Source organism: Blautia schinkii (genome assembly GCF_013304825.1).
GTDB classification, from domain to species: domain Bacteria; phylum Bacillota; class Clostridia; order Lachnospirales; family Lachnospiraceae; genus Blautia_A; species Blautia_A schinkii_B.
The window spans coordinates 45348-63418 of the sequence record NZ_JAAWUO010000012.1; the positions used below are offsets into that span (position 1 = coordinate 45348).

An 18071-nucleotide genomic window follows, 5' to 3' on the forward strand; every position below is an offset into this window, starting at 1 on the left:
AACCATGATGTCAGACTGCGTTTGACAACAATTTGACAACAAAATTTGGGATAATAATGAATCGTTATGAAGCATGACGAATTTCAGGTGGAAAGACACAGGTTTGAGAATGAAATCAAAATTGATTCACTGGATCAATGATTGATATGCATGACAACAAGAGCACTTCTTAGAGTTTAATCTGAGAGGTGCTTTTTTTCGTACTCAAAAATATATCCCGGCAGTCAACTTCTGTAAAACAGTGAATCTAATTTTGGAGGAAAATATCATGGATAAAAATTATAAACCAATCACAAGTATGAAGGAAGTACCAGAGCAGCTTAGAAAATTACGCCGACAGTATCTACGTTATCAACAGGCAGAGATTATTTACAGTATTTCTCATAAGAAACTTTTTAAACTCGCCAGTGATGCAGGTGCGATTTACAGAATAGATGGAACCGTATTGATCAAGCAATGCAGTGTAGTGGATCATAAAATGAGCAATGATACGTTCACGTTTCTTCTGGAAAACAGGGCGTGCTGACTTTGTGTAAGAAGTACATTTGATAAAACGTGTTACATCATGAGGATCTTATTTATAAGTTTCTGGATCTAAATAAATGGAGAGAAAAGAAAACACGTGGTGAAAAATGATGTTTCGGTGAAACACATGAAATAAAAATGAAACAAATGAAATAGGGTTGACATTTTATACATTGATTCTTATAATTTCAAATATAAAATTGGTAAAAAGATACAACAAACAATGCGAGAATAGCAAAAAAGAATGTGAAATACGTTGAAAAAGGAGGTGATGATATGGGGCAACAATAAGAGATGTTGCAAAAAGAGCAGGAGTATCACCAGCTACGGTTTCAAGATATTTTCATGGGAAAAATGTTGTAACAACGGAAACCTCCAAGAGAATTGAAAAAGCAGTTCGAGAACTTTCATATAAACCTGTATATAAACAAAAGAATCCCGGTGTAATTGCTGTTTTAATTCCAAATCTTAAGCTGGCATATTTCAGTGAGGTTCTAAAGAATTTCCTAGATGCGGTTCCGAAATATGGTTGCAGAATGATATTTATTCCTGTTGTGGGTCAAGATGAGTCTTATAAACAATATTTTAAAGAACTGGATATCACGGGCGTAATTTATCTGGAGGAAAATACAAATCAGGATATGCTCAATTATATAGCGGCTAAGAGTATTAAAATGGTGATGTTTGGTGCAATCAGTGAGGATCAGCGATGCAAAATGATTCATATCAATGATTTGGCAGCAGCACATGAAGGCGCAAGATATCTTCTTGAACTTAAGCATGAGAGAATCTTGATTATATCGGATTATCCTAAGAGTATCAGCTCCGGATTTCAGCGTATTGCAGGATGCAAAAGAGCTTTCGAGGAATATGGATTGGAATTCGATGCAGATCGAGTGAAATATGGTGAGTTGACATATAATAGTGGGTATCGTATAACCACGCAGGCACTTCAACAGGGAATTTCTTTTACAGCAGTATTTGCATTCAGTGATGAAGCCGCATTGGGGGTTATCAGTGCTCTGGCTGAGAGAGGGTTAAGAGTTCCGGAGGATGTTTCCGTTATGGGATTTGACGGGATTAGTTTATCTAGGCAGGTAACTCCCAAGCTAACAACTATCCGTCAGCCTATCAAAAAAATGATAGAGCAGACATTGGATACTTTTCAGAACCAGAAAAGGGAAGAAAACATAGAAATTACATTACCCTACAAACTGGAAGAAGGAGAAACCTGCATTCTCAATCAGAAAATATTAAAAGAATAGAAACAGTTAATAATGATAAAAAAGTACAAATTTGGAGGGAAAACATGAAAAAAAGAATTTGTAAAATGCTGACACTTGTAATGACTGGTTCAATGGTCTTAGGAGTAACTTCACCGGTGTATGCAGAGAAAAAAGATGATGTTACTAAAATTTCTTTTGCAATTTGGGATGAGGTTCAGAAGCCGGTATTTGATGAGATTATTGAGAAATTTGAAACAGAGAATCCTGATATTGATGTAGATTTACAGTTAACTCCTTGGTCACAGTATTGGACAAAGTTGGATGCTGCAATGGGATCAAATAGTGCGGCAGATGTATTTTGGATGAATACATATCTTCCTAAATATGCAGAGGCTGGTGTTTTGGAACCGCTTGATGAATATATTGAAAAAGATGAAATTAATATGGATGATTACGTAAGTGTTTTGAAAGACTCTTATAATTATAAGGATGTTCAATACTGTATACCAAAGGGAATGGACACGGTACAGGTATTTTTCAATAAAGCTATTTTTGAAAAATATGGGGTAGAAGAGCCTCAGACCGGATGGACATGGGAGGATATGACAGATATTGCAAAACAGTTAAAGACTAAAATTACAGAAGCAGGATCTGATGAATATCCGATACTAATGGAACTGGATGCCCAGCCTTCTTTTTTCAACTTTATCAATCAATCAGGAGGCTTTGTGCTCAGTGAAGATATGAAAACAGCAGGTTTTGATCAGAAAGGAACGGTGAAAGCGTTTAGTGATATGGTATCACTTATGGATGAAGGTCTGATGCCAGGAAGCGAAGTGCTTTCGGATACAAAGGGAACAGATTTGTTTCTGTCTCAGAAGGGAGCCATTCTTTTCATGGGATCCTGGAAAACATCTGTTATTGATGAAGCGAGTTTCGCTGATCAGATAGGAACTATTGCTATGCCCGCAAAAGAAGCAGGAAATCAGAGCGTTATTGGCGGATTGGGCTATGCAATCAATGCTAACAGTGAAAACAAGGATGCGTCGTGGAAACTTGTAAAATATCTTTCAGGGGAAGAGGCTAATAAAATGCAGGCAGAAGCGAAGGTAGATGTTCCGGCACTGATTAGTGCCCAGCAGTATTATAAAGCAGATCACATAGATGTAAGTGTAATTTTCGAAGCAGCAGAAACTGGATTTCCATTTCCGACATCTACAAGCGTTGCAGAATGGCTTCCTGCTGTAACTGAGATTTCAGCAAAGATATTTGCAAAAGAATTAACTCCGGAAGAGGGATGTTCACAGATGCAGGAAGTAACACAGAGTGCTTTGGACAGCGAATCATAAGATGGATTGGAAGTGTTGCTAATAATGAAATGAGCAACACTTCCTTTTTTTCAACGAATAAGCTGCAAAAAAGCTGTTCAATTATGAATAAAATAGCGAAGGCAGATTTCGAATCTATGCTTAATTGACAGGAGAGAATATTTGATGAAAAAAAATAAAGTGGATTCACTAAGGCATCGGGAAATAAGGACAGGTTATCTAATGATTGCGCCATTGATGTCAGGAGTCATCGTATTTTTTATCTGGGCATTTTTTCAGAATGTTTATTATAGTTTTACAAATAAGTCAAGCTTTGGTATTCCCAAATTTGTTGGACTTGAGAACTATGTAAAGCTTTTTCATGATGAAGCGTTTTATCAGGCATTTATTAATACGATATTATATGTAGTTATTTGTGTACCGGCAGTTGTGATTCTGGCGATTTTGCTGGCTGTATTATTGAATTCTAAGGTAAAGGGAATTGGTTTTTTCAGAGTATGCATCTTTCTTCCGGCAGTTACTTTACCGGCCGCAATTGGACTTTTGTGGAAATGGTTGATGAATTATAAATTTGGTATTTTCAATGAAATTCTTGGAAAGTTTGGAGTGAATCCAATTGCATGGCTTTCTGATCCTAGAATAGTGTTGTTTTCTATTTCTATTGTATTTATCTGGGCAAGTGTTGCATATCAAGTAATTGTATTGTTAGCCGGATTACAGGGGATTCCGGTGTGTTACAAGGAGGCTGCTGAAATTGATGGAGCGAATGGGATTCAGCGTTTTTTTAAGATTACATTACCGCTGTTATCGCCATCTATATTTTTTGTATGTGTAACAACTGTTATTAATGTATTCCAGATTTTTGATTTTATTTATCTGATGATTCCACAGGGAAGCAGTGGAACTGCAGCATCCAGATCGCTGGTTACATATTTTTTTGAACAATCTTTTGTAAAATTTCATAAGGGATATGGTGCAGCAATCAGTCTGGTGCTGTTTTTTCTGATTTTAGTGATTACAGCAATTCAGATGATCTGTCAGAAGAAATTGGTATTTTATGATGATTAATGAGGATCAGGACGTAGAAAGGAGATTATATAATGAAAAAAAGAAAGTGGCAGGTATATCTGTTACTTGTTCTATGTGCTGCTGTGACAGTATGTCCATTTATATGGATGATTTTGACATCTTTCAAATCCTATGAAGAAAGTATTCAGATACCACCAACAATTTTACCGAAAATTTTTACAGTGGAAAGCTACCAGGAGATTGTAGCCAAGTTTCCGTTTCTTAGTTTTTACATCAATACATTTTTGGTCTTGATTTTTACAATTGTGATTGAGTTACTGATATGTTCTATGGCTGCATATGCGTTTGCCAGATTGAATTTTCCGGGAAGGGATGTAATTTTTATCGTCCTTTTGGCATTACTGATGGTTCCAGGACAGATTTTCCTAGTTCCCAATTATGAGATCATGGTAAAGCTACATTTGGCAGATACGGTAACAGCATTATGGATTCCTAAAATATTCAGTGCTTTTGGTACATTTATGTTATGTGAATTTTTTAAAGGACTTCCGAAGAGTTTAGATGAAGCAGCTATGTTAGATGGATGTGGATTTTTTCAGATTTATTATAAGATTTTATTGCCGTTATTAAAACCTGCATTGTCTTCTTTAGCAATTTTGACAGCAATATCTACATTTAAAGATTTGATGTGGCCGTTAATTGTAAATAATTCTATGGAGAAAATGACATTATCTGCTGGTCTTGCAATGCTTATCGGAGAGCATACAACCTATTATCCGCAGGTCATGGCGGGAGGCATTATTGCGATTCTTCCGATGATAGTACTATTTTTCTTTTTCCAGAAACAGTTCGTAGAAGGAATTGCAACCACAGGAGTAAAACAGTAGTAAGGGGAATGGATTATGGTTGATATTTTAGCAGTTTGTGCACATCCAGATGATTTGGAAGTCTGTGCTGCAGGAATGTTTGCAAAAGCAAAAAAAGAAGGATTAAAAACAGGGCTTGTAATTTTTACCAGAGGGGAAGCGGGAGGTTATGCGGAGCAGAGGGAAAGAGAAGCAGAGGCAAAAAAAGCCGCAGAAATTTTAAAGCTAGATTATTTTGAAATGCTAAATTTTCCGGATGCAGGCGTCTATTTCTGTAAGGAAGCAGTGGATGCTTTGATTCCACATTTGCGAAAGTGTTCTCCAAAATTTGTTTTAACACTTTTGGAGGATGATTATCATCCGGATCATACAGCTGTATCAAGAATTACAAGAGCGGCTTGTTTTACGGCTGGATTGAAAAAGTATTCAGATGATGATACTGACTGGCATTATGATGCGCTGATCTATTTTGGCGCAGATAATAGAAGTAATCGTCGCAGACCAGATATCTACGTAGACATTTCAGACGTAATAGAAATAAAGAAAAATGCTTGCCTGGCACATACATCTCAGAATATTCTTCCATATGCAATGAGTTTATCAGAGGAATATGGAAGAGATGCAAAAACAGAGTTTGCTGAGGGAATTTATTTAGGACATAGCATCACCATTGATAGTATTGCAGATCTTTTGAGAGACTGCAAAAAGATGTAAATAAGATTTTGGGGGAGGGATTAAGAGTGAAAGTTGATTTTTACCAAAAAGCCAAAGAGGCGGAGGAAGAAATTAAAAGATATTATATCCATCTCCATAAGCACCCGGAGTTGTCCGGGCAGGAATATCAGACACAGGAATGGATTCTTAGTCAATTGAAACAATGGGGAGTGGAATGCAGGACATGTGCTGATACGGGTGTATATGCAATAATTCGAAGCGGAAAACCTGGTTATACGATTGCTTTTCGTGCAGATATGGACGCACTTCCAATTCAAGAACAGACAGGACTTTCATGGAGCTCGGAAGAAAATGGTGTTATGCATGCGTGTGGACATGATGCGCATATGACAGTGCTGCTTGGCTGTATTCGGATTTTACATGAAAATCGGGAGCAGCTATATGGAAATATAGTATTTTTATTCCAGCCGTCTGAGGAACATCAGGGTGGTGCTGCCCGTATGATTGTAGATGGAGCAATGAAAACTCCGAAGCCGGATTTGATAGTTGCTTTTCATGTATGGCCACAAAGAGCAGGTACTATTACCTGCATGTCAGGACCTGTAATGGCACAACCGGATGCGTTTTCTATTGAACTAATAGGGAAAGGTGGACATGGAGCAACACCTCACATTTGTAGGAATCCGATTCCAGCAATGGCGGCGTTGATCAATGCAATCGGAAATATTACAGCAAATGATATATCAGCGCAGGAAACAGCAGTTGTAAACATTTGCCGGATTCGATGTGGCGAAAAATATAATATTATTGCAGAAAAAGGATATCTGGAAGGAACAATTCGAACTTATGATACAAAAGTGCGGGAAGAGATTATTCGACGTCTGAAAAAACTGACCACATCTATTGCAGATGCCTGGGAAATAGAGGGATCCTATTATATGGATTCAGGATATCCGGCAACGATCAATAATAAAACGGCAGCTTGCTGGGCAGCTGAGATTTTGAAAAAGGAGATTCCGGAAGTGGAGATTTTAACAGAAGGAGAACCATCTATGCTAGGAGAAGATTTTTCATGTTATGGAACAGTATGTCCATCTCTGTTTCTGAGACTAGGCTGTTGGAAAGAGGATGAAAAACGGCATTTTCCACTACATAGTAGTTGTTTTGAGATTGAAGAATCAATATTGTTGGATGGAATTGCAGCCTTTTGTATTCTGGCATCTGCATTTTCGGAAAAGGGGTTTGAGAGGATAAATGAAAAATACTGAAAGGATGTATAGGGGTAGCAGCAAAAATTGTCAAAAAACGTTTGAAGATTTAAAGGATGGTAGAGAGAGAATAGAAAAAATCTGTCGAGAGTTGTTAAAAAATGAAATTATCGTAGCCCTTGGATGTACAGAACCGGGAACGATTGCTTATGCAGCGGCGTGTGCGAAGGAGATTTTAGGTGCGATTCCGAATCATATGGAGATTTATGTGAGTGGTAATATTTTGAAAAATGTGAAAAGTGTAGTTATTCCAAACACTCAAAATCTTAAAGGGATAGCGGAAGCTGCTTTTTGCGGAATTGTAGGAGGCAATCCGAAACGAAAGTTGGAAGTTTTGAATACTTTGACTATGGCAGACGTTGAAATGGTACGAAAGCTTGTAGCGGAAGAAAATATGTACGATGTGCATCTTTCGAGAGTACAAGAGCCCCTATATGTACGAGTTGAATTGATTAGAGGAGAGCATACCTCTCTGGTGGAAATTCAGAAAAGTCATCTTAATATAACAAAGGTACAAAAAGATGGGAAAGATATTACAAGGCAATATCAATACAGAGAATGTGTTGGAGAGTTTAATGGCAGTGAATATAAGCTGAAATTGAAAGATATTTACAATTTTGCATATGAAACAGAAATTGGCGATTTGGAGAATCTCATGAAATTGCAGATCACCCACAATGGGAGAATAGCAGAAGAAGGAATGAAAAATGATTATGGAGCGAAGGTAGGGAAGAATTACCTGAAATTGCATGAGAAAGAAAAAACAGCCGTATTAGCGGCATACGCAGCAGCAGGAAGTGATGCCAGAATGGGAGGAAGTATTCTTCCGGTAGTTGCTAACAGCGGCAGTGGAAATCAGGGAATTACTATTGCGGTGCCTATAGCTATTTATGCCCAGAAAGAAAATAAAAGTAACGAGATGCTGTATAGAGCATTGATATTTGCAAATTTGCTTTCAATTTATATTAAAAGAGGTATAGGAAAGTTGTCGGCATATTGTGGTGCAGTTAATGCGGGATGTGCTGCGGTTTGTGGAATTGCATATTTGGATCAACAGCCATTATCAGTAATTGAAGACATTATCACAAATACATTGGCAACGATATCAGGAATGTTATGTGACGGAGCAAAGCCATCTTGTGCTGCAAAAATAGCTATGTCAATTGAGACAGGTCTTTTATCCTATGAAATGGCAAAAAATCAATGCCGTTTTATAAGTGGGGAAGGAATTGTTGGAAAAAATGCGGATAAAACTATTGAATATGTTGGCATAATTGGGAAAGATGGCATGAAAGAGATGGATAGTAAAATTCTGGAAATTATGATGGGAAATTAAAGGAGATGATGTTATGAAATTAACAGTTATTGGTGGATGTGGTTCACGAAGCTTGATGTTGGCAAAATGTTTGGCACAGCATGCGGAAGACCTTGACATTACAGATGTTGTATTTATGGATATAGATAAAGAAAGAGTCCGGGTGTTTGGCTCTATGGTGAGAGAGGTATTTTCCAGAATTGCACCTTATGTTCAGTATCTCTGTACAACAAATGAGAAAGAGGCTGTAATGGAGGCAGATTTTGTTATTACAACTATTCGTGCGGGAAAAGAAGAAAGCCGTATTATTGATGAACGGGTAGCACTAAAGAATGGGGTAATAGGGCAGGAAACGACAGGCGTTGGTGGCTTTGCTATGGCACTTCGTTCTATTCCAACATTAACTTATTATTGTAGGTTGATTGGTGAGTATTCTAATCCAAACGTTATGGTATTTAATTTTACAAATCCAGCTGGTCTTGTAACGCAGGCATTAAGAAATCAGGGATATTCGTTTGTGTATGGTATTTGTGATGCACCGTCTGGATTTTTAAGACAGGTAGCAGCTTTGTATGACTTGGAATATTCTGATTTAAAGGTGCAGCTTATAGGATTGAACCATTTATCTTATTTTACCAGTGTAAAGAAGGATGGACGGGAAATACTTTCGGAAATTTTGAAAGATTCACGGCTTTATGAACATACAGATATGCGTTATTTTGAGCCAAAGCTTGCACAACATATTGGTTGTATGCTGAATGAATATCTGTATTATTTTTATTATAGAGAGAAAGCTCTTCGGAATATTCAGAAAATAGGGGAAACACGAGGAGAAAGAATTAAGAAAATCAATGATCATATGTTGAAGGAACTTGGACAGTATGATGCAGCAAGAGATTTTGATAAAATGTTAGAAATCTACAGTGAACATATTTATATGAGAGAAAGTAATTATATGCAGGGGGAAACTTCTGTGGCAAGAGATGAGGCTTGCATTCCACGATTTGAACTTTATACAAAAGATGAAGGTGGATATGCAGGGGTTGCACTGGCATTTATGAAAGCAAAGATTACTGGTACAAAAGGAGAGATGATTTTGTGCGTCCCCAATCATGGAACTGTGGATTGGTTAGAAGATTCAGATATAATAGAGGTATCCTGTAATATTTCAAAGAATGGGGCCACACCAAAGAAAGGTCTATATGAATTACCAGAATGTGCAAAACAGCTGATTCGTACTGTGAAATGTTATGAGAGACTGGCCGCAGAGGCGATTGTGGAACGGAATACAGAAAAGGCTATTGACGCATTGATGATAAATCCACTGGTAAACTCATATTCTTTGGCAGTAAAACTGTTAGGGGAATATCTGGAGGTCTATAAGGAGTATACAGGAGGATGGACATTATGAATAGCGTAGGTGGATTTGGAATTGCCAATGTGGATATCATTTTTGGAAATGCTGACAGAATTCCAAAGCTTGGAGAAGAGATTTATACGCCAAGCTGCTTTAAGCAACTTGGCGGAGGCGTAGTTGCAACACTGATTCAGCTTTCAAGGTTGGGTGTTCCGGTGAAACTTGCAACTTATATAGGAAATGGTTCTCTTAGTAAATATCTTGTAAAAAAATTGGAAAAGGAAAAAATAGAGTACATTAACATGTTATCAACGGATGAAGAAGATCCAGTTACTCTCAGTTGTATTGTTTCCTGTGAACAGGACAGAGGTATTGTTTCCTATAAACCTAAAGAAGAAGCGTTTAGGGTGGACAGTAAAAAAATTTATGAATTTTATAAGGATTGTAAAATTGCTTTTCTTTCTCTTGAACAGAAAGAGTTTTGTAAATCTTTGAAAGAAGCAGGATGTATTATCGTGTTGGATTCTGCATGGAATGATATGTTAAGTTTGGAATGGTATTATGATGTTTTTCCGTATGTGGATTATTTTATTCCGAATTCCATGGAGGCGATAAAAATAACAGGCGAAGAAAATCCGGAAAAGGCATTGGAAAAATTGGGTCAGTATTTAAAATATCCAATTGTAAAAAATGGAAATAAAGGATGTCTTTATAAAGAGGATGGAGAGATTCATACTGTTGAACCGCTTCCAGTAAAACATGTAGATTCAACGGGTGCAGGTGATGCATTTGCAGCTGGATTTATGTATGGATTATATTATGGTTATAGTTTGGATGATTGTATACGGTTTGGAAATATTACCGGCGGGTATGCGGTAACAAAAATGGGATGTTTAACTGCAGAAATAGATGAACAGAAACTTTTAAATTATTTTCATAATATTTATAGGAGATAATGGAGAGAAGAATTTTTAAATAAATGTTTACACAAAGCGAGGAGATATTTTTCCTTCATATAGAATGATGAAATATAAGAGTCCTATATTTTCTGAGTGACATATAACAGGGAAAGCTAAAAAGCAATTTCGAAGAGCAATAAATAGAGGAAAAATTTAAAAATGGCCGGATCAGAAAGAGGAATTTATCCTAGATGGGGGGCGACTGCCAGTTCCTGGAACCGGTGCTGCATCACGGAGAAAGACAGAAACACCATCTTCAGGTGGAAATCCTTCCGGATTCTCCTGAAGGGAGTACGCCTTTTTATCTGATGTCGTTTATTATTGCTTGACGCAAAAAACCAGATGCCGTATACTGTAACTGTTCATCGGAGGGTTGATTGTTCGACGGAAACAATGGCTGGATAAGATGACAGGCTGAGATGCCTGTTGCTTATCCGTTACTGTTCAGGGGTATGTATAAGTCGTTGTTAAAAATGACGAAACTTATTTTTTTATTTTGTGGATAATCATTTTCAGCAGGAAAAACTGTGTTTATAGTTTTTTCTGCTGCTCTTTTTATGAACAGTTATACACCGGGTTCTGCTTTTAAGTCCTCTTTTTTTTTAGTCTCAAGATTTACATTAATACTTTTTTATCATAAAACAAATAGTTTATCCACAGTCAGAATGACGAAAGAGTGTTTTCTGGTAATTCGCTTTTTTCCTACGTTTTTGTTATACTCTTTTTAACAAAAAACACGAGAGGTTTCTTCATGGACATTGATTTAAAAGAAGAGCTTAAGAAACGCGATGAACTTCTTGCTGGTTATCTCAAACAGATTGAGATCCAGGAGGAATTTATCCAGAAACAAAAAGAATTGATCGAATATCTGGAAGATCATATTTCTAAGATCACAGACATAATCAGTGGCGTTTGATTATAACTGTGCTGGAGGGAAATATATGCCTGATTGGGAACAGATCAACTGGAAACTGGAGACCTTCGAAATGATGATAAAGGCAGGCATACCACAACACATAGAGAGCTTTTTATGATATCGGGGAGAGGAATGGTAATAGATACGCCTGGAATGAGAGAACTCGGAATGTGGAGTGCAGAGGATGGAATTGATCATACTTTTTTGGACATTGAAGAACTAACAAGGAAGTGCAGATTCAGCGATTGCTCTCATGAAAACGAGACGGGATGTGCAGTGAGACAGGCTGTGAAGGACGGATTGATTGCAGAAGAACGATATAGAGCGTATATGAAATTAAAAGCAGAGAATGCATACAATAAAAATGCAGTTGATTATCTTGCTGCTAAGAAAAGGAAATTCAAACAGATTGCCAAATTAAATAAACATAATTATAAACAATAAATGAAGAGCCAGACGCAAAAGACGCAGAGCCGCTAATTCTAAAGGATTTGAATTTAGAATTGTGGCTTTTTATATTGCAATACCATGAGTTAAAAAGAAATGGAGAAAAAGAAAATGAAGGAAAATATTATCATTCGATTGGAAAGAGAAAATGAATACCATGAGGTAGAAAATCTGGTAAGGGAGAGTTTCTGGAATGTGTATCGCCCAGGTTGTCTGGAGCATTATGTACTCCATCAGCTTCGCAACGATCCGGCATTTGTTCCAGAATTGGATTTTGTCATGACATTAGATGGACAGTTGATTGGACAGAACATGTTTATGAAGGCTGTGATTGCAGCCGATGATGGCAGAAGTATTCCGATTATGACCATGGGACCGATCTGTATTGCACCGGAGCTTAAAAGGAAGGGGTATGGAAAGATTTTACTGGATTATTCTCTGGAAAAAGCAAAAGAGCTTGGATGCGGAGCAGTATGCTTTGAAGGAAATATTGATTTTTATGGAAAAAGCGGATTTAAACAGGCAAGCGAGTTTGGCATCCGCTATCATGGATTGCCGGAAGGCGAGGATGCATCTTTCTTTCTGTGCAAAGAACTGATACCGGGATATCTTAATGGAATTACAGGAGAGTATGCACCTCCGGCAGGGTATCTGGTAAATGAAAAGGAAGCAGAGGCATTTGATAGAGAGTTCCCGTATATGGAGAAGAAAAAACTTCTGGGACAGATTTTTGAATGATGAAAAGCAGGAGGTAAATTTAGATGAAAGCAATGGAAAAAGACTGGTATCAGAAAAATTGGACGCTGGATATTCAGAATATGTCATGGGTAGAAGATACAGGCAGACAAGTAGATTTTCTAATCAAGCAGTTACAGTTAAAAGGAACGGAAAAAATACTTGATCTTGCATGTGGATTTGGTCGGCACTCACTGGAGTTTGCCAGACGTGGGTATGATGTTACCGGTATTGATATTACACCGGCGTACATAGATTATGCAAACGAGCAGGCAAAAAAAGAAAATTTGAATGCAAAGTTCATTTGTCAGGGCATTCGCACGATCACATTTGATAAGGAATTTGATGTTGTGCTGAATATGGCGGATGGAGCAATAGGATATCTTGAAGACGATGGGGAAAATCATAAGATTTTTTCTGTCATTGCGAAAGCATTAAAAAATGGTGGAAAGCACTTTATGGATATCATGAATGGAAGCTATGCCCAAACACATTTCCCTTGCAAGTTATGGGATGCAGGAGAAAAGGGACTTACATTATCTGCTTTTGAATGGGAGAAGGAAAGAAAAACACTGATATATGGGCAGGTAGACTATATGTATGGAGAAGCACTTTATAAGCCTGAAATGAAAGAAGGAAATTCTATAAGGTTATATAGTTTGGATGAAATCACGGAGATATTCGGTAAATTAGGACTTCGTATTTGTAACAGCTTTGCTGATTTTAGTGGAAAGCCGAGTTCTGATAATGATATTCAATTGATGGTTTATTCCATACGGGAATAAATCTTCATCAAATCTTTATTTTTTTCTGTTAGGTTATATTTCAGTAAGAAATGAAATATAGAAGGAAGGATAGTAAAGATGGAAATGATGTTACAGACACAAAATCTATGTAAATATTTTAGAAAACAGAAAGCGGTAAATAATGTTTCACTTAATATCGAAAAGGGACAGATTTATGGACTGCTTGGACCGAATGGCGCTGGTAAATCTACCACATTGAAAATGCTGACCGGTATGATGAAACCAACTGCAGGAAAGATTTACTTTGATGGAAAACTTTTGGATAGGAAAGATTTATCAAAAATAGGAGCGTTAATTGAAAATCCGCCTATTTATGAAAATCTTTCCGCCAGAGAGAATTTGAAGGTAAGACAATTATTGCTTGGTACAGATGAAAACAGAATTGATGAGGTCTTGCAGATTGTATCACTTACAAACACCGGAAAGAAGAAAGCAGGACAGTTTTCTTTGGGGATGAAGCAAAGACTAGGCATTGCAATGGCATTGCTTGGAGAACCGGAACTTTTGATATTGGATGAACCTACGAATGGATTAGATCCAATAGGCATCGAGGAATTACGAGAGCTGATCCGGTCTTTTCCGGAACAGGGAATCACTGTAATTCTCTCCAGTCATATTCTCTCAGAGGTACAGTTACTTGCAGATAAAGTCGGGATTATTTCAGGTGGAATCTTAGGATACGAAGGAGCATTAAAGCAGGGAGATAATCTTGAAGATTTGTTTATGAATGTGGTAAGAAAAAACCAGAAAGCAGGTGAAATCCATGGTTAATATTATAAAAGCAGAACATCAAAAAGCCAAAAGAACCATGCGAAAAAAGTTTATCTGGGGATTTCCTCTTCTTACATTTGTCATGGCATTTATATTTACTCTTGGGATGACAAATGCTTATGCAGAAAGTGTTTGGAACTGGTGGTATACACTTTTGCTGCCGGGGATGATTGCTCTATTTTGTTATCTTTCTGTGGCGCAGGAGAAAAAGATAAAATACTATCATTTAATGACTATTCCCACAGACAGAAGAAAATTGTTGCTGGGGAAAATTATTTATATTGGGTACATGATTTTGTTTTCTAATGTGCTTGTGTTTGCAGGAGCAACGCTTGGAGGCTTTCTTCTAACGACACATGTTCCAGTTGGAGGAGCGTTGATTGCAGTATTGTTTCTGACGGTTTCTGAGTTATGGGAGATTCCGGTAGCTTTATTTTTAAGTGAACGATTTGGAATGATTGTAAACCTGTTCGTCTGCCTATTTATTACCGTCAGCGGTGTGGTAATATCACAAACCAGAATCTGGTATGTACTTGTTTCTGCAATCCCTATGCGAATGATGTGCCCGTTGCTTCATGTTTTACCAAATGGACTTGCCGCAGAAGCAGGGAATCCTCTTTTGGATACGGGAGTCATTGTTCCGGGAATGTGTCTCTCAATCATCTGGTTTGTTTTTGTAACGGTTCTGTTTTTGAAATGGTTTGAGAGAAGAGAGGTGAAATAAGATGATTGGAAGATCTCTTAATGCAGACTTGCGAAAGATGAAAGGAACATCTGTGATTCTGGCACACTTACTGATTCCGATTATAACCAGCGTTATATTTTTAATATATTACTTTTTTTCACCATGGAATGAAAATATGAAAGTGATTGCATTTTATCAGGCAATAGGAGCAGGACTTCCGGTACTTATTGGAATTTTTACAGCAAGTGTGATGGAACAGGAACAAAATGCAGGTGATTTTCAAAATCTGTTGTCTTTACCGGATAAACCTGCAGCATTTTTATCGAAACTGTTGATGCTACTGGTTTTGTGTCTGTGCTCTATCCTATTGACAGCAATCATATTCGGAATTGGATTTGGAAGAATCGCATCAAGCGATATCGAAATCATGAAAGGATGTATATTTGCAGCATTGCTGCTGTGGGGAAGCAGTGTTCCACTTTATCTGTGGCAGCTGATTCTGGCTTTTCAGTTTGGAAAAGGGGTATCCATTGGAGCAGGGATTATATCAGGACTAATTAGTGCATTGATGCTTACCGGACTTGGAGATTATGTGTGGAAATATGTATTTGTCTGCTGGACGGGTAGAGTACCATATACTTATCTGCAATCTGTATTGGGAGAAACTAGTGTAGGTGAATGGTTGTCATTCATACCAGGTTGCTTAATATTTATAGGGATTAGTATGGTATACTATTTTTGGTGGGTAAACCACTGGGAAGGAAACAGAATATCGGAATAGAATCGAGGGAAACTATGGCAAAAATACTGGCAGTTGATGATGAACCGGCAATTCTGGAAATGATAGAAAGCATTTTGAATAAGGATGGACATCTGGTTACCAAAGTAAGTAATCCGCTGAAACTTAATATGGAAGAATTACATCGTTATGACCTGATTTTACTTGACATTATGATGCCTGGAATGGACGGCTTTGAATTATGCAAAAGAATCAGGGCACTTGTGGATTGTCCGATTTTGTTTCTTACCGCAAAAACGGAGGAAAAAAGTCTGGTGAACGGACTTTCGTTGGGAGCAGATGATTATATTTCAAAACCATTTGGAGTGATGGAACTTCGGGCAAGGATTCATGCACATCTTAGAAGAGAGCACAGGGAACATTCTGTCCGGATGGTTTTGGGGAGGGTCTGTATTCAAATATCTCAAAAGAAACTATTGGTTGATGATAAGGAACTTCCTCTTACGAAAGCGGAGTACGAAATTTGTGAATTCCTGGCTAAAAACAGGGGACAGGTTTTCTCGAAAGAACAGATTTTAGAAGAGGTCTTTGGTTTTGACAGTGAGAGTAATGACAGTACCATTATCACGCATATCAAAAATATAAGAGCAAAATTTGCGGATTATGATTATACACCGATAAAAACAGTCTGGGGGATTGGATATAAATGGGAAGAGTAAAGAGAAGCAATGCACTCAGCTGGATTTTTATGAGATATGTACTAGTCATGCTTGGATCATTAGTAGGTTTGGTGATTGTTGCTTGGCTGCTGCTGTACCTTTTGATTAGTGTGGGTTGTATCTATCCGGCGAATTATGCAGAGCAAAAGATTAATGAAGCATATGATACGATTTTACGTGCGGATAAAGTAACTGCTGAGATGATTCCTGCACTTTGTGATTATGTAATCTTTTCAGAGAATGGAGAGAAAATAGGTGGAGATCTGTCAGAACAATACGAACAGATAGCATGGAATGTTGCAAAGTACGGAAACGCATCCGGGAAATATTTTTATAAAGTAATTGTAAGGGAAAATGAATATGTTGTATTGCAATATCGCCTGACACCTCAATATCATTCAGCTTTTTTGAGGGAGCATTTTATAGGACCACAGAATGTGATGAGTATTATGTCAGTGATTGGAGCGGTAGCGATTATCATCATTCCGTCCATACGTTTTGGAAAAAGAATCAAAAAGCAGATGCAGCCTGTATTAGACGCAATCAGACAAATAAAGGATCAAAATCTGGAATATGAGACATCCTGTTCCGGTATCAAAGAGTTTGATGACTGTTTATCGGCAATCGATGATATGCGAGATGCATTGCGAGAATCTTTAGAAAAGCAGTGGAAAACAGAGCAGGAAAAGAAAAAACAGATGTCTGCTTTGGCGCATGATATTAAAACACCTCTTACGATTGTACGGGGAAATGCAGAACTACTTTCAGAGACTGAACTGACCACAGAACAGAAGAATAATATCACTTATGTTTTGAACGGCACAACACAGATACAAAGTTATGTAAAACAGTTGATAGATGTCACAAAATCATGGAATTGCAGTGATGTTACCTATACAACGGTGAGGTTAGAAGATTTTTTCGCAGATATAAAGGAACAGGCACTCGGACTGGTAGAAATCTATCACCAGAAAATAGATTGGAAGGCGGGACAAAGTGATAAAAAGGTAACGATTGCTTATGATCCAATGTTCCGGGCCGTAATGAATATGATTCAGAATGCAGTGGAGCATACAAAAGAAAATGGAATCATTTATATTGACGCAAAGGAGCAGGATGGCCGGCTGACATTCATTGTGGAGGATAGCGGATCAGGATTTACAAAAGAAGCATTATTGCATGGCACAGAGCAGTTTTTTATGGATGACACAAGTAGAAATGGCGAAGCCCATTATGGGATGGGACTATTTTTTGCAAAAACTGTGGCTGAAAAATATGGTGGAGGTATTAAACTTTCAAATTCTGAAAATACAGGTGGGGCGAGGGTAGAAATATTTTTCCTGAGTAGTCAAGAAACAAGCTAAATAGACCGCAATTAAGCTATGTAAAAGAAATTTTACATGCTTTTATCTAATATGTAAAAGCCTTTTGATAGACATTACTACTACGTTTGCTGTAATCTCATGGAAGAAGGAGGCATACAGAATTATGATAGCTGATAAAATTAAAAATGCTCGTACTATTCTTTATTACATAACTATCATTATAGTTGGGATTATATGCACATATAAGAAGAGAATAATATAACTTTTGTTATGATATCAAATGATTTTTTCATTTAATATAACATTGCATTGGATGAAAAAATGTGTTTGGAGATGAAAACATAATCGAATTGAAGGTTGACGATTCAAACATAAAAAGA

General features: G+C 37.4%; 19 protein-coding genes. All 19 read left to right on the forward strand.

What is annotated here, in order from left to right; translation table 11 throughout:
* The first annotated feature begins 268 nt into the window (after positions 1–268).
* The 19 genes from HFM85_RS10345 (at position 269) to HFM85_RS10435 (ending at position 17730) form a co-directional block, all read left to right on the forward strand.
* Positions 269–526 carry a DUF6462 family protein gene (locus HFM85_RS10345; RefSeq protein ID WP_243121599.1) on the forward strand — a complete coding sequence of 86 codons (258 nt, stop codon included), beginning with the start codon at positions 269–271 and terminating at the stop codon, positions 524–526.
* A 286-nt stretch (positions 527–812) separates the two neighbouring features.
* Positions 813–1790 carry a LacI family DNA-binding transcriptional regulator gene (locus HFM85_RS10350; RefSeq protein ID WP_173738136.1) on the forward strand — a complete coding sequence of 326 codons (978 nt, stop codon included), beginning with the start codon at positions 813–815 and terminating at the stop codon, positions 1788–1790.
* A 44-nt stretch (positions 1791–1834) separates the two neighbouring features.
* Positions 1835–3100 carry an ABC transporter substrate-binding protein gene (locus tag HFM85_RS10355; RefSeq protein WP_144092911.1) on the forward strand — a complete coding sequence of 422 codons (1266 nt, stop codon included), beginning with the start codon at positions 1835–1837 and terminating at the stop codon, positions 3098–3100.
* Positions 3101–3244: 144 nt separating this feature from the next.
* Positions 3245–4147 (forward strand): carbohydrate ABC transporter permease, encoded by a 903-nt coding sequence (locus HFM85_RS10360; protein WP_138276800.1) that lies wholly within the window; start codon positions 3245–3247, stop codon positions 4145–4147.
* 32 nt (positions 4148–4179) lie between these two features.
* The gene (locus HFM85_RS10365) at positions 4180–4995 is read left to right on the forward strand and encodes a carbohydrate ABC transporter permease (protein ID WP_173738103.1); all 816 of its coding nucleotides are present in this window, start codon (positions 4180–4182) and stop codon (positions 4993–4995) included.
* A gap of 15 nt (positions 4996–5010) precedes the next feature.
* Positions 5011–5688, forward strand: coding sequence for a PIG-L family deacetylase (locus HFM85_RS10370; protein ID WP_138276798.1), 678 nt, complete (start codon positions 5011–5013; stop codon positions 5686–5688).
* Between the two features lie 26 nt (positions 5689–5714).
* Positions 5715–6917, forward strand: a complete 1203-nt coding sequence (locus HFM85_RS10375) for a M20 metallopeptidase family protein (protein ID WP_173738102.1) — start codon at positions 5715–5717, stop codon at positions 6915–6917.
* The gene (locus tag HFM85_RS10380) at positions 6904–8253 is read left to right on the forward strand and encodes an L-cysteine desulfidase family protein (RefSeq protein ID WP_173738101.1); all 1350 of its coding nucleotides are present in this window, start codon (positions 6904–6906) and stop codon (positions 8251–8253) included. Before HFM85_RS10375 ends, HFM85_RS10380 begins: the two co-directional genes overlap by 14 nt.
* A gap of 13 nt (positions 8254–8266) precedes the next feature.
* Complete coding sequence (locus HFM85_RS10385) at positions 8267–9643, forward strand: family 4 glycosyl hydrolase (RefSeq protein WP_173738100.1); 1377 nt, start codon at positions 8267–8269, stop codon at positions 9641–9643.
* Positions 9640–10545 (forward strand): carbohydrate kinase family protein, encoded by a 906-nt coding sequence (locus tag HFM85_RS10390; RefSeq protein WP_173738099.1) that lies wholly within the window; start codon positions 9640–9642, stop codon positions 10543–10545. Before HFM85_RS10385 ends, HFM85_RS10390 begins: the two co-directional genes overlap by 4 nt.
* Positions 10546–11299: 754 nt before the next feature.
* Positions 11300–11464: a hypothetical protein gene (locus tag HFM85_RS10395; protein ID WP_173738098.1), complete on the forward strand. Its 165-nt coding sequence runs from the start codon at positions 11300–11302 to the stop codon at positions 11462–11464.
* Between the two features lie 33 nt (positions 11465–11497).
* Entirely contained in the window at positions 11498–11908 is a 411-nt protein-coding gene (gene rsgA, locus HFM85_RS10400; RefSeq protein ID WP_173738097.1) for a GTPase RsgA, read from the forward strand.
* A gap of 114 nt (positions 11909–12022) precedes the next feature.
* A complete protein-coding gene (locus HFM85_RS10405; protein WP_173738096.1) occupies positions 12023–12649 on the forward strand; it encodes a GNAT family N-acetyltransferase in 627 nt (208 codons plus the stop codon).
* A 23-nt stretch (positions 12650–12672) separates the two neighbouring features.
* Positions 12673–13431, forward strand: coding sequence for a class I SAM-dependent methyltransferase (locus HFM85_RS10410; protein WP_243873864.1), 759 nt, complete (start codon positions 12673–12675; stop codon positions 13429–13431).
* A gap of 78 nt (positions 13432–13509) precedes the next feature.
* Positions 13510–14223, forward strand: a complete 714-nt coding sequence (locus tag HFM85_RS10415) for a lantibiotic protection ABC transporter ATP-binding protein (protein WP_005609481.1) — start codon at positions 13510–13512, stop codon at positions 14221–14223.
* A complete protein-coding gene (locus HFM85_RS10420) occupies positions 14216–14947 on the forward strand; it encodes a lantibiotic immunity ABC transporter MutE/EpiE family permease subunit (protein ID WP_173738095.1) in 732 nt (243 codons plus the stop codon). The genes HFM85_RS10415 and HFM85_RS10420 overlap by 8 nt, the downstream gene beginning before the upstream one ends.
* A gap of 1 nt (position 14948) precedes the next feature.
* A complete protein-coding gene (locus HFM85_RS10425; protein WP_118640790.1) occupies positions 14949–15689 on the forward strand; it encodes a lantibiotic immunity ABC transporter MutG family permease subunit in 741 nt (246 codons plus the stop codon).
* Positions 15690–15703: 14 nt separating this feature from the next.
* Entirely contained in the window at positions 15704–16366 is a 663-nt protein-coding gene (locus tag HFM85_RS10430; RefSeq protein ID WP_072521435.1) for a response regulator transcription factor, read from the forward strand.
* The gene (locus HFM85_RS10435; protein ID WP_173738094.1) at positions 16354–17730 is read left to right on the forward strand and encodes a sensor histidine kinase; all 1377 of its coding nucleotides are present in this window, start codon (positions 16354–16356) and stop codon (positions 17728–17730) included. Before HFM85_RS10430 ends, HFM85_RS10435 begins: the two co-directional genes overlap by 13 nt.
* Positions 17731–18071 lie beyond the last annotated feature (341 nt).

Bases quoted from the DNA above. Each gene is read 5' to 3' on its own strand.
- HFM85_RS10345 (WP_243121599.1), top strand. From the start codon at position 269: ATGGATAAAAATTATAAACCAATCACAAGTATGAAGGAAGTACCAGAG.
- HFM85_RS10355 (WP_144092911.1), top strand. From the start codon at position 1,835: ATGAAAAAAAGAATTTGTAAAATGCTGACACTTGTAATGACTGGTTCA.
- HFM85_RS10360 (WP_138276800.1), top strand. From the start codon at position 3,245: ATGAAAAAAAATAAAGTGGATTCACTAAGGCATCGGGAAATAAGGACA.
- HFM85_RS10365 (WP_173738103.1), top strand. From the start codon at position 4,180: ATGAAAAAAAGAAAGTGGCAGGTATATCTGTTACTTGTTCTATGTGCT.
- HFM85_RS10370 (WP_138276798.1), top strand. From the start codon at position 5,011: ATGGTTGATATTTTAGCAGTTTGTGCACATCCAGATGATTTGGAAGTC.
- HFM85_RS10380 (WP_173738101.1), top strand. From the start codon at position 6,904: ATGAAAAATACTGAAAGGATGTATAGGGGTAGCAGCAAAAATTGTCAA.
- HFM85_RS10385 (WP_173738100.1), top strand. From the start codon at position 8,267: ATGAAATTAACAGTTATTGGTGGATGTGGTTCACGAAGCTTGATGTTG.
- HFM85_RS10390 (WP_173738099.1), top strand. From the start codon at position 9,640: ATGAATAGCGTAGGTGGATTTGGAATTGCCAATGTGGATATCATTTTT.
- HFM85_RS10395 (WP_173738098.1), top strand. From the start codon at position 11,300: ATGGACATTGATTTAAAAGAAGAGCTTAAGAAACGCGATGAACTTCTT.
- HFM85_RS10405 (WP_173738096.1), top strand. From the start codon at position 12,023: ATGAAGGAAAATATTATCATTCGATTGGAAAGAGAAAATGAATACCAT.
- HFM85_RS10410 (WP_243873864.1), top strand. From the start codon at position 12,673: ATGAAAGCAATGGAAAAAGACTGGTATCAGAAAAATTGGACGCTGGAT.
- HFM85_RS10415 (WP_005609481.1), top strand. From the start codon at position 13,510: ATGGAAATGATGTTACAGACACAAAATCTATGTAAATATTTTAGAAAA.
- HFM85_RS10420 (WP_173738095.1), top strand. From the start codon at position 14,216: ATGGTTAATATTATAAAAGCAGAACATCAAAAAGCCAAAAGAACCATG.
- HFM85_RS10425 (WP_118640790.1), top strand. From the start codon at position 14,949: ATGATTGGAAGATCTCTTAATGCAGACTTGCGAAAGATGAAAGGAACA.
- HFM85_RS10430 (WP_072521435.1), top strand. From the start codon at position 15,704: ATGGCAAAAATACTGGCAGTTGATGATGAACCGGCAATTCTGGAAATG.
- HFM85_RS10435 (WP_173738094.1), top strand. From the start codon at position 16,354: ATGGGAAGAGTAAAGAGAAGCAATGCACTCAGCTGGATTTTTATGAGA.